Here is a 14,111-nt window from a genome sequence, read left to right as displayed (position 1 = left end):
TCACCGCGGTGGCAGGGGCGGACGCGTACCGCCGGTCGTTCGGCGGCGGAGGGAACCGTCAGGTCACCAGGTGGGCATCGCCGGGTAATGGGCGCACGTCCCGGAGCAGGGTTCACGGGAGGACAACGACGTGTGCAGCCAGTTGTCCTCGGGAACGCCGTGCACGCGCACCGTCAGCGAGGCGGGCGCCGAGTGGATGGCGCTGAACACCGTCACGAACTCGACCGTGTAGGAACCGGGCCGCCAGTCGTGGGCGTGGGTGACCCGCCAGGTGCCGTCCTCCTGGACGGGTGCCTCGGCGATGAGCCGGCCCTGCTCCAGGACCATGACCTTCTGGGCGCCGCGCGGCGCCTTGCCGGAGAAACGGGGGCGCGGGCCGGTCCAGGCGTTCGGCCGCGGGCCCACGACCTGCGGCGGGTCGATGCGGTCGAGGACGTGGAAGTCCACCGTGGAGGTCCGTGAGACGGCGTTGCCGTCGGCGCCGAGCACCTGGACGGTGTGGGGTCCCGCGGGCCAGTTGACGACTCGGCGCCACTGCCAGGTCCCGGAGGCGGAGACGGCGGTGCCTCCGAGGTAGCGGCCCTGCTCGTAGAAGAGGACGTAGCCCGTGCCGGCGGGTGCCTTGCCGGCCAGCTTGCGTGCGGCGCCGATCAGCTGGCCGGGGGCCGGCGAGGTGACGACGGGCGCGTCGGGCAGGCTCGGCGCCAGGGTGAGCGCCGTCTCGGGGTGGCTCATGGTGAACTCGGCGAGCACCGGGGGCATCGTGCCGGGGGTGAGGCGCCGGGGGTCGACGATGTCGGGCGGCAGGTCCGGCGAGTCGGCGACGACCATGGCCATCCGGCGGGCGACCTCGCGCGCCCCCAGGTCGTTGTAGTGGCTCGCGTCGATGATGCCGTCGGGGTGGTTCGGGTGCTCGCCCGGATCCAGCCACCGGTAGAGCCTGCGTGCTCGCGTGGGGCCCAGTTCGGCGAGCATCGCCGTCGTGAAGGCGGCCATGTCGATCAGGGGGACCCCGTTCTCCGCCGCCGCCTCCCGGGTGAGTTCGGGATATCCGTCATGGGTGTCCACGACGTTCCCGGCCTCGGAGAAGGTGCAGCGGGCCGCCGGGGTGAGCAGCACGGGGACGGCGCCCTCGCCCCGTACGGCGTCGCCGTAAAGGCGCAGGTACTCCTTGTACTCGCGTGGTCCGTGGTGGCGGTTGAGCTGGTTGATGCGCTGCTCGACGTTGCCGAAGGCCATCAGGACCAGGTCGCCGGGGTTGAGGACGCTGAGGAGGGTGGCGAACCGCTCGGTGAAGTAGCCGCGCAGGGTCATGGCGTCGCGGGCGTAGTTGCGCACCTCGTAGTGCTCGGTCAGGAATTCGCCGAGGTACTGCCCCCAGCCGGCGAGCGGTGCCTCCTCGGCGGTGCGCGACGCGGCCACCGAGTTCCCGATGATGCAGATCTTCCTCAAGTCTTCCTCTGTTCCGTCAGGCCGTGCTGTGGTCGGCGGGATCAGACGACGGTCAACGGCCCGAAGCCGGCGGCGGTGTCGGGTGCGTGCTGCCGCATCACGCGCAGCCGGGAGTCCGTGCCCAGCACCGCCACCACGACCCGTCCGGCGTGGTCGAGGGCGAGGGCGGGCGGACGGGCCGTCAGCACGTCGTGGTCCGTCCACTCCGGCGTCTGCTCGCGGCCCTGCGCGGCGAGGACCGCGGTGCTCAGCCGGTTGCGGCCGTTGCGGCGGGCGAGGACGACGGCGTCCTGCCGGTCTGTCGGCTGCCGCAGGGCCGCGATCCTGCCGGTTCCGCCGTGCCCGCCCAGCCGTTCGACGCGCTCGTTCCACCGGCCGTCCGGTCGCTGCCGTACCCACATCACTTCGCCGGACTCCTCCTCGCGGTAGAAGACCGCCATGCGGTTGCGTCCGATCTGCAAGGGCGTGAGGCCGCCGACGGGCCGCCAGGCGTCCGGGTCGGCCGACGTCACACCGTCCTGGAGCTTGTACGGGCCGTAGACGTCCTCCTGGAACCAGTGCACTCCGCCGGTGCGGTTCGCGGCGAACATCTGGATCCGGCCGGTGGACTTCAGCACCGCGCTCAGGCAGTCCTGCATCCCGCGGCCGCCCAGGTCCTCCCAGGCGCCCCAGCCCTCGCCGGTCTCGCGGCGGGCGCTGATGCCGGATCCGAAGTTGCGCAGGAAGACGTGCAGCCTTCCCGAGGGGTCGACCACGGCCTCCGGGACGCCGGCCTCCCGGCAGCGCCGCCAGTCGTTCGACCGCTCGTTGGGGTTGCCGAGGCTCTCCCAGGGCGTCGTCGCCCCGGTGTGCGCCTGCCGCCACATGCGTACGGCCTCCACGTCCACCTGCCCGCCCGGTCCCGGGGTGCGGCGCAGGCCGACGAGGTGCACTCCGCCGTCGCGGTCCGCGGCCACGGACAGGGCCGGGCCGAGGCCGGCACCCGGCAGGAAGGCCGGCCCGCCCCAACTGCCGCTGCCCGGCGCGCTCTCGGTCCAGACCGCGACCCGGCCCCCGAGGACGGCGTAGGCGGCGAGCCGGCCGTCGGCCTGGAGGTGGAGCCAGTCGGTGCCGCCCTCGTACCGGGTCCGCGTGCTCCATCCGTAGCGGCGGATGTCGGAGCCGTCGGACAACTGCCGGTCACCGCAGTAGCGGTGACGGCAGTCGTGTCCGTCGGCGGAGGTGTACACCTCGATCACACGCTTCTTCTCGTCCCAGGCGTGCTCGGTGAGGTTGCTGGGCCAGAGTTTGTTGCCGTAGCCGACGCAGTGGTCCACGAGCGGAGGCGTACCGCCCTGCTGGATGTACTGCTCCAGGGCGGCCAGCGCGAACTGCGCCGTCGCGGTGTGGTCCTGGTGGTCGCTGGACGCCGGCCCGCGCTTGTCGTCCCAGGCGGTGTGCCACGGGTCGGGGTCCATGGTCCAGAACTGGGCGGGCCGCGTGTGGTGCAGCAGCTCGACCAGGGAGCGCAGCAGTCCGTCCCGGGTGATCTCCTGGGGCCGGCGCAGCGGGGACTCGGCGGAGATCAGGGTGAGCTGGGCGGTCGCCTGCTCGGTCCAGAGCGTGGCCAGCCGGGCGGTCGGCACGTCGGCCGCGAATCCGTGCTGGGCGTCGACCATGCGCAGTCCGAAGAAGAACAGCTGGACGTGCGGTGCCGCGAGCAGCGTCGAGCGCTCGGCCAGCACTCCGGTCGAGAACGAGACGACGTCGCGCGCCCACTCGCTGTCGCGCTTGCCCGTCACCATGACCGCGTACGCGGCGCGCAGTCCGTGCTGGCGCGCCTCCGCGTACCCCTCGTAGTCCGGTGGGCTGTCCAGACGGTCGGGGTCGCGGGTGTCGATGTTGCGCCCGTCGGCCTCCGCGGCCGTCAGGTAGACGCTGGTGACCCGGTGGCCGGCCTCCAGCGCCCGTTGCAGGTCGGGGTTGATGAAGTAGAGGTCGTCGTCCGGATGCGCCAGAACCTGGATGAGCGAAGCCTGTGACGTACTGCCCTCGGCGGACTGCATGGCGGTCTCCTCGGTCACGGACGGGCGGGCGGTGGGCGGTGCGTGCGGTTCCGGGCTGCCGGAGGTCACAGCGGCCACTCCGGCAGGCGGCCCTCGTGGGCGAGCTGGTTGCGCTGTGATCCGGTCTCGAACTGGCTCGGCACCGGGAAGTAGCTGGGCAGGAACGCGGCGAGGATGGCGTCCTGCTCGTCCTCGGGCACGTCGCCGTCGTGGTAGTCGTTCAGGCAGAACACGTCGTGCGGGCGGACGCTGAGGATCCGGTTCAGCCGGGAGGCGTGCTCGCTCAGGCCGACGTTGACGAAACCGCACGAGATGCTGCCGGGGACGCTGCGCAGTGTGTGGAACCCGTAGTAGTGGTGCAGCGAGGACGCCACGGACACGTCGCTGTGGCTGCGCAGCCGGTTGCCCGCGGTGGTCGCCACCGCCTCCTGGTAGTGCTCCTCGATGTCGGCCAGGACGCTGCGGCGCAGCGGGTGCGGCGCGTGCAGGAACGAGTGCACCAGCGTCTGCCCGAAGGACTCCTCGACGAGCGCGCGGTTGTTCTTCGCGGCGCTGATGTTGAACTCGTCCTCGTAGGAGGGCGGGGCCATCGGGACGGAGGTGGGCGACATGAAGTGCTTCGCCTGCCCGTTGCCGTGGAAGAACGCGCCGGGCTGGAGGGTCCGTCCGACGAACACGTCGTCGTTGAAGTAGAGGAAGTGCTCGGCCAGGCCCTCGATGTGGTGCAACTGGCTCTCGATGGCATGGGAGTTGTACGTGGGCAGCGCGCCGCGCCCGGCGAAGATCTCGGTGTGGTCCACGACGCGCACACGCGGGTGCGAGAGGTCGAGCCAGGACGGTACCTGCTGGTCGGTGACGAGGTAGATGTTCCGGATCCAGGGCGCGTACATGTCGATGGAGCGCAGGGAGTAGCGCAGTTCGTCCCGGTCCCGGAACCGGGCCGCGCTCGTGGCCGCGTCCTCGGTCTCCATGCCCATGGCGGCCAGGACGGCGTTCTTGCGCTCCAGCCACGCCACGTCGGCGCCGTTCACCCAGGTGTAGACGGCGTCCACGGGGAAGTCGACGTCTCCGTGCAGCACGTGCTGGAAGGCGTCGATCGTCGGGTAGTGCCGGTTGCCGAGAGTGATCGGGCGCCGGCGCAGGGCGCTGTTCGGCACCCGGTCTCCGATGAGCGTGCGCGCGGGAGCCTTCAGGTGCTCCCCGGACTCGTCGTCGGGGTCGGTGTCCCAGAAGGACACGGTGCAGCCGTAGACGGCGCCGAGCCGCAGGATGCGCGAGTGGGAGACCACGTTCTGGTACACCCGGACACCGGACGAGGGGGTGCCGGCGTACGGCGCGACGAGACCGGCGAGGACGGTGGCCACCGTCTTCTGCCCCTCGTTGAGCACGGCGGCGTACACGGCTTCCTTCGCGAACCGTTCGGCGAGGGCCTTGAAGACCGCCTCGCGGTGCACGGCGTGCACCGCGACGGTGTGCCGTACGAGGTGGTCGCGTACGACGAAGTAGGGGATGTCGGCCTCTTCGAGCGCGTCGGCCACCAGGGCCAGGTTCTGCTGGACGACGTCCCACGGGGACTGCCACTCCATCAGGCGGCAGACCTGGCCGCCGTCCTGCACCAGGCCGCGCCGCTTGAGCAGGCGTCCTTCCAGCGCGCGCTGGTCGGAGGTGCGCACGGTGGTGGCCGGAGTGGCGGCCGCCGCGGGCACGATGCCGTCGGGCCCGCTGCGGAAGGCGTGCACGGCCTCGCGTTCGGCCTTGAGGACCGCGCGGGCGCCGCTGTCCCGCTGGGCCACGAGCTCGTGGAAGACGCGCTCCCAGTGGGCGGTGACCACGGCGGGCGAGAAGCGGTTGACGGACGCCAGGGCCGCGGCGCCCATCCGCTGCCGCAGATCGCTGTTCTGGATGAGCAGCATCAGCGCGGAGGCGAGGGCGTCGGTGTCGCCGGGCGGGACGAGGATGCCGGTCTGCCCGTCGATGACCACCTCGCGCGGGCCGTTGGGCGAGTCGTAGGAGACCACCGGGACGCCGGCCGCGTGCGCCTCGGCGAGGACCAGACCGAACGCCTCGTTGCGGGAGGTGAGCGTCGCGATGCTGGCCTTGGCCCACTCCTCCGCCAGATGCGGGGAGTTGCCGTTGAGCTGAACGCAGTCGTGCAGACCGAGCATCTCGATCTGCCGGCGCAGGGCACCGCTGAGCGGCCCGTCGCCGAAGATCCGCAACTGCCAGTCCGGGTACGCCTGCGCGACGGTCGCCCAGGCGGTGACGGCGTGGTCGATCTGCTTCTCCGCCACGAGCCGGCCGGCGATCACCACGGTGCGGGTCTTGAGCGTCGAGCGGGGCCGGAAGCCGCTGGGCAGGGCGTTGGGCACGACCTCCAGGCGGGGAGCGGCGTCGCCGAGGGTCTCGGCGAACCAGTCCCGGGTGCGCTCGCTCAGCACCGCCAGCGCGTCCAGCCGGGAGGCGTAGCGGCGCAGCGGCTCCCCGCTGGTGCCGCGCAGTTCGGAGACGCGGTGCTCCTGGTGGACGGTGACGACGTGGGCGGGGGCGAGGTGGACGGCCAGCGCCATCAGCGCGGGGGTGGTGGTGACCAGGACGTCCGTGTCGGTGTCCTGGAGCGCGAGTTCGAGTTCCAGGTCCGACAGCCGGTTGAACGCCGACTCCCAGGAGGGGTCGACGATCCGGCTGGGCTGGGCGGCCAGTCCCGCCCACACCGAGTCGTCCACCGACGTCCGGCGCACCGGGCGGGGCGGACGGGAGGTGAGGTCGACCAGGTAGTCGACGCGGACCCGCTCGTCGGGTGTGAAGAACTGCTCGCGCCTGCTCCTGAAGACGCTGAGCACCCGCACCTCGTGCCGGGCGGCGAGTTCGGAGGCCTGGTTGAACACGGCCCGTTCGGTGCCGCCGACGGCGTCGGCCGTGGTCAGCAGAAACGTGATCTTCATCAGTCGGTCCGGCCCGCCTCGGGCATGCGCGTGCAGGTGACCCGGAAGTTGCCCGCGGGGGTGTAGCGCGGCTGGACGATCAGCGGCGCCTTGCCGGGCGGTGTGATGGCGAGACTGCGCATGGCGAAGACGCGCAGCGGGTTGCGTACGTCGTGCAGCCTGCGTCCCAGCCGCATCGAGCGTCCGTCGCGGTCGCGCAGGACGACGTCCCAGTGGTCGGGGCGGCTGCCACGGGGCGGCATCTCCCCCAGCGGGACGGTGACGCGGAAGCCGTCGGGGCCGAGCGCGGTGACCGCCTGCTCGATCCGGCGGCCGGAGGCGACGAAGTCCACCCAGGGCTCTTCGACCCGGGTGCCCAGGACGCGGAAGTCGACGGTGACCCCGGCGTGCGTCAGGTGCACCTTGGCCACTTCCACGGCGGGCCGGGCAGCGGTGCTGACCACCCGTGCGCTGCCGCGGAAGGAGCGTCCGAGCCGGTGGCGTTCGCCGGTGACCGGCGAGGCCGTCATCGGCTTGGTGGGTCCTTCGTAGGGCACGGGCGGCTGAAGCAGCAGCAGCGGGAGCATGCGGGAGCGGCGGCCGGTGTGCACCCGCAGCCTCAGCCGCCAGCGTCCGGTGCCGACGGGCACACCGCCGACGTCGGCGCCCAGCAGCACCGCGGCGTCGACCAGGACCTCACCGGCCGGGCCCTCGTGGACACGGGCCTCGCCGGGGTAGCGGCGGCGCCCGCGCTGCAGGACGACCTCCGCCCGCTCGGGCAGGCCCGCGCGGGCGGGCAACTCGGCGTGCAGGTTCACCGTCTGGCCGTCGAGGATCGCGGCGTAGCGCAGTTGGGCGGCGCGCCTGCCGCGCAACGGGACGAGGACGCCCAGCAGCCGGTTGCGCAGGGCGACGGCGCCGGCACGCAGGCGACGGCGCGGGCGACCGGCCCCGCCGGCGGTCTTGGCGGGGCGCTTGGATCGGGAGGTCATGAGCCCGCGTACCCCAGTTCTGCCGCAGGGGCCGGCCTGCGCGGCGCCATTGCGCCGGAGGCTGTCTCGAAGGGACTGGCTACTGGGAAGTAGTTTTCCAGGAACGTGGCGACCATGCGGGACTGGGCCTCGGGGTCGGCGGCGGTGACGGTGTCGTTCATGCAGAAGGTGTCGAAGTTACGGCGGGCCAGGAGGGTGTCGAGCCGGCGCTGGGCCAGCCCGTCCGCCAGGTCGATGTAGACGTAGCGGATGTCACCGACCGTGGCGCGTGCCGAGTGGTAGGCGTAGTAGTGGTGCAGCGAGGAGGCGATCGGTACGTCGCTGGGCGACCGGAAGCGGGAGTGCTGGGTCACCCGGTGCGCCTGGTTGTAGACCTGCTCGATCTCGGCCAGCACACTGCGCCGCAGCGCGTGCGGCGTGTGCTTCATCTTCTGGGAGATGACGGTGCCGAAGTACTGGGCGATCAGGCCCCGGCTGTTCTTGCCCGCCGCGTTGACGGGCAGGTCCTCCGCGCTGGTCCGCCCGGACGGGATCAGGGCCTTGGACTGGAAGAACTTGGTCAGCCCGTTGGCGTGGAAGAAGTGGCCCGGATGCACGGGCCGCCCGAAGAAGACGTCGTCGTTCAGGTACAGGAAGTGCTCCGAGAGCTCGGGTATGTGGTGCAGCTGGCTCTCGATCGCGTGGGAGTTGAACGTCGGCAGCGCACTGGGCTCGGAGAAGATCTCGCGGTGGTCCACCACGCGGATCCCGGGGAAGTCCGTGTTCAGCCACGACGGCACCTGGCCGGCCGTGACCAGGAAGATGTTGCGCACCCAGGGCGCGTACTGGTGGATCGAGCGCAGCGAGTACCTCAGCTCGTCCCGGCTGGTGTAGCGGGAGTCGTTGGCCGCCTGCTCGTGCAGAGCGCCCTCCCGGGCGGAGGTGAGCTGCCCGCGGGCCGCGTCGCGGCGGGCCCGCCAGACCGTGTCCGAGTCGTCCACCCAGGTGTAGACGACGTCGATCGGGAAGAGGTGGTCGTCCGGCAGCGCGGCCACGAACTCGGGCAGGGTGCGCGCCCGGCCGGTGGTGTAGGGGGCGGGCACCGCGCTGAAACGCTTCTGCTCCGACCAGCAGCGGCCCGCGTCCAGCGGGACCTCGGTCGCCACCTTGTTGGGCCGCGGCGCGACGAGCAGGCCGTCCCGCTCGGTCCAGAACTCGATGTCGCAGCCGTACTCGCCGCCGAACACCAGGCGCGCGGTGGGGTCGCAGACGACCCACGTCACCCGCAGCACGTCCTGCCCGCGCAGCGCCCGCCAGCTTCCCGGCGCGGACCCGGGACGCAACTGCGCCGGGGCGGTGCCGATGTATCCGGGATGCTCCACGAAGGCGAGCTGGAGCAGTTCCTCGAAGTCGGCCCGCCGCCGGGCGGGAACGGCCACGCACGGCACCACGGGCGACTTCGCGCCACGGACGCAGAAGTAGTCGATCCCGGCCTCCTCCAGCAGGGAGACCACGATGTGGAGGTTGCGCGCACGGGCGGCCCACGCGGTGGCGCCCGGCACCTCCACCGCGCGCAGATGCTTTCCGGCTTCTCGTACGACGCGCAGAGGACCGTCGGACGTGCGCTTGCCGGCACGGCCCTGACCGCCCATCGCCCGCACCATGACGGCGGAGCGCACGGCGTCGGCGGAGGCGAGCGAACGTTTCACCGACGTGCGCAGTGGGCCCGGTATCCGGCGCCGGGCCCCCACGGGAACCAACGACCGATACGCCGACACGAGCGCACTCGCCTCGGGATTGTTGAGGCTCACCCGACTTCCGCACCCACCCAGCTCGAGGCCGGCACAGAGTGCCCGGCGCACGTCCCCCGCCCTGCCCGCGGCCTCCACCTCATGTCGGCCAGCGGTACACCTGAGGCTTACCGATCAAACAGAATGTTTACATCTGCTTCTCAGACTGTCCAGAAGTAATCGGTTTCTGCGAACCGTCTGTCATAAAGGCCACATCTGTACAACCTTTTTGCGGAACGCCTGCTCAACGGCCTCCGGACGGTATGTCAGACCCGCACCCAGTCCATGAGCACCAGGCCCGGTTCGGGTGCCTGCCGGGCGAGACGGAGCGCGCCGTCCGGGCCGAAGGCCGCCACCACCACCCGGCCGTATCCGTCGTGCGCCAGGGCCGGCGCGCCGGCGGCGTTCCCGCCGGCGTCGGTCCACCACATGCCCGACGACTCGGCCTCCGTGCCGCACACGCCGAACAGGATTCCGCCGGCCGCGCCACGATGAGCGATCACCGTGCAGTCGTATCCGTCGACAGTGGTGCGCAGCACCGCGTTGGCGCCGTCCGAGGGAGTGCCGCCCAGCGTGACGAGCCAGGAGCCGCGGCGGTGAGAGAGCAAGCCGGATCCGGACGCGTCCGTCCAGAAGCAGGTGAGCCGCCCTGGAGCGGTCTCCACGGCGGTGACGGACCCGGGCAGCGGGCCCGGCCGCATGTCGTGGGAGCGCTGCGGCACGGCGCCGGGCTCCGGCTGGATCCAGTGCGCGAGCGCGTCGGCGGTGGGCGCGAACACCTCGACGTGATCGGTGGACGTGACCGCGGCCGTCAGTCCGTCCCGCAGGTCCGAGCCCCGGAGATCGGTCCAGGGCTCCCAGCCGCCGCCCTTGCCCTCCCGGCGCATCATCAGCCCGCCGCCCGCGTTGCGCACGAAGACGTGCACGGTGCCCTTGGCGTCCACGGCGCCCGTGGGCGCCCCGAGCCGGGCCGTCCTGTCCGGCTCGCGGTGCGGATTGCCCAGGGAGCGCCATTCGGTGACGGGACGCCCGCTCTGGTACTGGATCGCGTGCACCACGTCGACGCGCACCGTGCCGTCGGCGCCGCGCCGTTCCCGGCGGCCGAGGAAGTGGACGTAGGTGTCGGCCCCCTGGGCGACGGTGAGACGCGTGAGGCCGGCGACCGGAAACAGGTCGGGTCCCGACCAGTCCGGGCCGCCCGGCCGGGTCTCGGTCCAGCGCAGCAGTCCGTCCGGGCAGCGGGCGTAGGCGGTGAGCCGTCCGTCCTTGCCGCGCACGAGCCAGCTTCCCTCGACGGCACCGGTCACGACGGGAGATGACGCGGCCTCGGCGGACGGAGCGGAACGACGCCCCTGCGCCACCCGCGCCGGCCGGCCTCGCATCGCCATGACGGACCCCCTGGAAGAACCCGCCCGAATTCGACGCGGGGACATGAAACTCTCACATCACATGAACAATACATATGCGTTTCCGGCGTGAACCGGTCCCGGAACGCGGCGCCGCGACCGCGGTCGGGGGTCACTTCAACCCCCGTCGGCACAGCGTGTGATGTATGCCACTGCCGTACAACGCCCCCCATGGGTCACGGGTCTGTCCGATAGCCCGAGCGCTCCCTGCCCGGGCACGAGGAGACGAGGACAGCGCGCCATGACAACCCCAGCCGTCGAGAGCCCCCGCAGCCCGCACCGGCCCGACCAGGACGGGACTCCCCGTCGCCGGCGTCGCACCGGCCGGTGGATCCTGCTCTCCATGGCCGTGCTCGTCGCGGCCGGGGCGGGGACCGTGTACTGGCTGTACAGCGGCCTGAACGGCAACATCCAGGGCGTCGACATCGAGAACGCCATCGGCGACGACCGGCCCGAGAAGCTGCCCACCTCCGGGCAGAACATCCTGATCCTCGGCTCCGACTCCCGCGCCGGCGACAACGCCGCGCTCAACACCGGCAAGGTGGCCGGCGCCCGATCCGACACCGCGCTGATGATGCACATACCCGAGGGCCGCACCCAGGCCGTCGCCATCAGCATTCCGCGCGACACCCTGGTGACCCGGCCCGAGTGCACGAAGTCCGACGGCACCACGGTGGAGTCGGCGAAGCGCGTGATGTTCAACTCCATCTACGGGCAGGTCGGCCCGGCCTGTGTGGTGAAGACCGTGGAGCAGATGTCCGGCATCCGCATGGACCACTACATGGAGATCGACTTCGCCGGCTTCCAGGGGCTGGTGGACGCGATAGGCGGGGTCACCGTCACCGTGGACCAGGACATCCACGACAAGTCCAGCGGCCTGGACCTCACCGCCGGCACCCACCGCCTGGACGGCACCCAGGCCCTGCAGTTCGTCCGCACCCGGCACGGCATCGGCGACGGCAGCGACCTCGGACGCATCAGCCTCCAGCAGCAGTTCATGCTGGCCCTGCTGAGCGAGATCAAGAAGCAGGACCTCCTGGGCAGCCCCACCAAGACGTACAAGATCGCCGACAAGCTCACCTCGGCCCTCACCACCGACTCCGATCTCGCCTCTCTCACCAAGCTCGCGGAGTTCGGGCGCAGCCTGAACGGGGTCGACCCGTCCAGCATGGACACGATCATGCTGCCGGTGATGTACGACAAGACCGACCCCAACCGCGTCGTGGCCGCGGAGCCCCAGGCGACGGAGCTGTGGAAGGCGCTCCGCAACGACTCCACCATCCCGGAGTCCGCCAAGAAGTCCCCGGCGACGGGCGGTTGATCCGCCAGCGAGGCCGCAGGCATCCACGGGCCGGCCTCCGCCGGTCGGGACGGGCCGGGCGAGAAGCCCAGGGGCCCACGGCGTCACGGACACTGGTACCGCGTCTGATCCCGACCGGAAGGACCGACCCAGGATGCCGACCCTGCTGATCGTCGACGGGGCCAACGTCGTCGGCTCCGTCCCGGACGGATGGTGGCGCGACCGGCGGGCCGCCGCCGAACGCCTGCGCGACCGGCTCGCCGGGTACGTCGAGGACGGCGTTCCCGGCGTGCCCGGTCCGCTGGACGTCGTCCTGGTCCTGGAGGGCGCCGCGCGAGGCGTACCGTCCGTACCCGGCGTACGGGTCGAGGACGCCCCCGGCAACGGCGACGACCACATCGTCCGACTGGCCGCCGCCACGGCGGACCGGTCCCGCGTGGTCGTCACCGCGGACCGCGAACTCCGCCGCAGAGTGACCGCGACGGGCGCCGCCACGGTAGGTCCCCGCACGGTGTACGGCCCCGGCGACCAGGACACCTCCGGTCGGGAGCGCTGACCGCGGGTCAGGGCAGGGCCGTAATCCCCGTGCCGCGGCGGGTCAGTTCAGCATGGCCTGGTACAGGGCCACACAGGCGCTGGCCACCAGGACGCCCAGGACGATCCGTTTGAAGCGGGTGGGATCCGTGCGGGCGAAGAGGCGGTCGCCCAGCCACCAGCCCACCAGCAGGCCGGGAAGCCCCGCACCGGTCAGCAGGAGGCTGTCCGTGGTCAACCGGCCGACGACGAGGAATCCGGCGAGGGCCAGGGCGTCCTGGACGCAGAACGTGGCCTGGAGGGTCGCCCGGAACTCCCGGGGCGCCAGGCCCATGGCCTGGAAGGTGGCGACCAGCGGCGGCCCGTTCATACCGGTCGCGGTCAGCAACGCCCCGCTGGCGAAACCCGAGGCGACGGTGAGGCCCGTACCGCGGCGGAAGGTCAGGCCGCGGCCGATCAGGACGGCGAACACCAGCACCACACAGGCGATGAGGGCCGACAGCGAGCGGGCGTCGAGCACCGTCACCGCGAGCAGCCCGAGCGGCATGCCCACCAGTCCCGCCGCGCTCACCAGGCCCGCGGTGCGCACACTGACGTGCTCTCGCTGATGGACGCAGACCGCCAGCGAGAGCACCCCGCCCAGCGCGGTGACCACGACGATGGCGTTCTGCGGGCTGGTCAGCAGGGTCAGCAGCGGCACCGCCACCAGCGCGAACCCGAAGCCGCTCAGCGCCTGCGCGAACGACGCCAGCGTGGTGACCAGTGCCACCTCGGCGATCAGGGTCGTCGTCACCCGCTCCCCCTCCGGCCGCTGCCGCCGGGGTGGCCCGTCCGTCCCCGTACCTGCCCGAACCCTACCGAGCAGGAGAGCGCCAGCCGCCCGGGGGGGGCTCGCCGAACGGCCCCGGCGCCGTCGTCATCTGCGCAGCAGCAGCGAGGTGACCCTCAGCCGGCCGCTGTGGATCCACACGTCCGAGTACTCCACCGGACGGTCGTCGGCGAGGTAGGTGACCTGCTGGAGGTACTGCACGGGGGCGCCCTCGGGCAGTGCCAGGGCGTCGGCGACATCGGCGGTGGCGGCCTCCGCGCTGAAGGTCCGGCGGGCCGTGGCGATCTTCAGCCCGTAGGTGCCCTCCAGGACCCCGAAGAGACTGGAGGTGGTGAAGTCCACCTCTTCGATGCCCGGCGCGACATCCGTGCGCACGAAGTTGAACAGCAGCGCGACCGGCCCCTCGCCGGTGCTGCGCACCCGCACCAGGCGCAGGACGCGGGTACCGGGGGCGACGTCCAGCAGGGCCGCGACGGGCCGGGGCGGAATGATCAGCGAGCACTCCCGCACCGACGTGGTGGTGACGACTCCCTGGCTGGCGAAGTCCTCGGACAGGGTGCTCAGCTTCTGGGCGATGGCCGGTTCGATCGTCGTCGAGGTGACGAACGTGCCGCGCCCGCGCACCTGCCGCAGCAGGCCCTCCTCGATGAGCGTGGTCAGGGCGCGCCGCAGGGTGCCGCGGCTGACGCCGAACTCCTGAGCCAGTTCCGGCTCGCTCTTGAGGCGGTAGTGCGCCGGCCACTCGCCGCTGGCGATACGCAGTCGGATGTGTTCCGAGATCTGGACGTGGATCGCCGTGGGGACGTCACGCTTGATGCCCGGAAGCCCCCCTTTGTCGGCCGTCACAGTCGTCGCATCTCCTT

The 14,111-nt window shown here is 71.8% G+C and carries 10 protein-coding genes; 2 read left to right on the top strand and 8 right to left on the bottom strand.

Annotated features, from left to right (window positions below; genetic code table 11):
* Positions 1-63: 63 nt before the first annotated feature.
* The 6 genes from ACWC91_RS10085 to ACWC91_RS10060 form a co-directional block, all read right to left on the bottom strand.
* Entirely contained in the window at positions 64-1,452 is a 1,389-nt protein-coding gene (locus ACWC91_RS10085) for a GDSL-type esterase/lipase family protein (protein ID WP_450640872.1), read from the bottom strand.
* A 41-nt stretch (positions 1,453-1,493) separates the two neighbouring features.
* Positions 1,494-3,566 carry a PIG-L family deacetylase gene (locus tag ACWC91_RS10080; RefSeq protein WP_450640870.1) on the bottom strand — a complete coding sequence of 691 codons (2,073 nt, stop codon included), beginning with the start codon at positions 3,564-3,566 and terminating at the stop codon, positions 1,494-1,496.
* Complete coding sequence (locus ACWC91_RS10075; protein ID WP_225075756.1) at positions 3,563-6,439, bottom strand: stealth conserved region 3 domain-containing protein; 2,877 nt, start codon at positions 6,437-6,439, stop codon at positions 3,563-3,565. The genes ACWC91_RS10080 and ACWC91_RS10075 overlap by 4 nt, the downstream gene beginning before the upstream one ends.
* The gene (locus ACWC91_RS10070; RefSeq protein ID WP_450640869.1) at positions 6,439-7,410 is read right to left on the bottom strand and encodes a hypothetical protein; all 972 of its coding nucleotides are present in this window, start codon (positions 7,408-7,410) and stop codon (positions 6,439-6,441) included. Before ACWC91_RS10070 ends, ACWC91_RS10075 begins: the two co-directional genes overlap by 1 nt.
* The gene (locus ACWC91_RS10065; RefSeq protein ID WP_225075973.1) at positions 7,407-9,122 is read right to left on the bottom strand and encodes a stealth family protein; all 1,716 of its coding nucleotides are present in this window, start codon (positions 9,120-9,122) and stop codon (positions 7,407-7,409) included. Before ACWC91_RS10065 ends, ACWC91_RS10070 begins: the two co-directional genes overlap by 4 nt.
* Before the next feature lie 323 nt (positions 9,123-9,445).
* Complete coding sequence (locus ACWC91_RS10060; protein WP_450725867.1) at positions 9,446-10,567, bottom strand: hypothetical protein; 1,122 nt, start codon at positions 10,565-10,567, stop codon at positions 9,446-9,448.
* A gap of 259 nt (positions 10,568-10,826) precedes the next feature.
* Here ACWC91_RS10060 and ACWC91_RS10055 point away from each other — a divergent pair, with 259 nt between their 5' ends.
* Both ACWC91_RS10055 and ACWC91_RS10050 read left to right on the top strand, forming a co-directional pair.
* Entirely contained in the window at positions 10,827-11,906 is a 1,080-nt protein-coding gene (locus ACWC91_RS10055) for an LCP family protein (RefSeq protein WP_225075759.1), read from the top strand.
* Between the two features lie 133 nt (positions 11,907-12,039).
* Positions 12,040-12,441 (top strand): PIN domain-containing protein, encoded by a 402-nt coding sequence (locus ACWC91_RS10050; protein WP_281154339.1) that lies wholly within the window; start codon positions 12,040-12,042, stop codon positions 12,439-12,441.
* A 42-nt stretch (positions 12,442-12,483) separates the two neighbouring features.
* On the opposite strand, the gene ACWC91_RS10045 is transcribed toward ACWC91_RS10050, so the two are convergent.
* Together ACWC91_RS10045 and ACWC91_RS10040 are read right to left on the bottom strand one after the other, a co-directional pair.
* The gene (locus ACWC91_RS10045) at positions 12,484-13,212 is read right to left on the bottom strand and encodes a sulfite exporter TauE/SafE family protein (RefSeq protein WP_281154340.1); all 729 of its coding nucleotides are present in this window, start codon (positions 13,210-13,212) and stop codon (positions 12,484-12,486) included.
* A 123-nt stretch (positions 13,213-13,335) separates the two neighbouring features.
* Complete coding sequence (locus tag ACWC91_RS10040; protein WP_141357308.1) at positions 13,336-14,094, bottom strand: GntR family transcriptional regulator; 759 nt, start codon at positions 14,092-14,094, stop codon at positions 13,336-13,338.
* Positions 14,095-14,111: the final 17 nt, after the last annotated feature.

The organism is Streptomyces sp. NPDC001204 (assembly GCF_053598035.1).
Note: the sequence above shows the minus strand (reverse complement) of the source record. Positions and strands in the feature narration are given on the sequence as shown.

Excerpts from the sequence above, each read along its gene's own strand:
- ACWC91_RS10050 (WP_281154339.1), top strand. The coding sequence starts at position 12,040 with ATGCCGACCCTGCTGATCGTCGACGGGGCCAACGTCGTCGGCTCCGTC.
- ACWC91_RS10075 (WP_225075756.1), bottom strand. The coding sequence starts at position 6,439 with ATGAAGATCACGTTTCTGCTGACCACGGCCGACGCCGTCGGCGGCACC.
- ACWC91_RS10070 (WP_450640869.1), bottom strand. The coding sequence starts at position 7,410 with ATGACCTCCCGATCCAAGCGCCCCGCCAAGACCGCCGGCGGGGCCGGT.
- ACWC91_RS10060 (WP_450725867.1), bottom strand. The coding sequence starts at position 10,567 with ATGGCGATGCGAGGCCGGCCGGCGCGGGTGGCGCAGGGGCGTCGTTCC.
- ACWC91_RS10055 (WP_225075759.1), top strand. The coding sequence starts at position 10,827 with ATGACAACCCCAGCCGTCGAGAGCCCCCGCAGCCCGCACCGGCCCGAC.